This window comes from Nocardia vinacea NBRC 16497, assembly GCF_000308835.1.
Taxonomy (GTDB): domain Bacteria; phylum Actinomycetota; class Actinomycetes; order Mycobacteriales; family Mycobacteriaceae; genus Nocardia; species Nocardia vinacea.
In genome coordinates this window covers 1-224 of sequence record NZ_BAGN01000130.1, presented here as the reverse complement: position 1 = coordinate 224, position 224 = coordinate 1, and the positions used below count along the sequence as shown (strand labels likewise).

Annotated in this window: 1 pseudogene; it reads left to right on the top strand. The window is 65.6% G+C overall.

Annotated elements, in window-relative coordinates:
* Positions 1 to 14 precede the first annotated feature (14 nt).
* Positions 15 to 224: pseudogene (locus ON44_RS18250) on the top strand (ATP phosphoribosyltransferase); the annotation flags it as partial.

Below are 224 nucleotides of genomic sequence, written 5' to 3'. Positions count from 1 at the left end.
GAAAGGACCCTCCCATGCTGCGCGTCGCAGTCCCCAACAAAGGCGCACTTTCCGAATCGGCCACCTCGATCCTCGCCGAGGCCGGTTACCGCAAGCGCACCGATTCCCGCGACCTGACCGTCCTCGATCCGGCCAACCAGGTCGAGTTCTTCTTCCTGCGGCCCAAGGACATCGCCATCTACGTCGGCTCCGGCGAGCTCGACCTCGGCATCACCGGCCGCGAT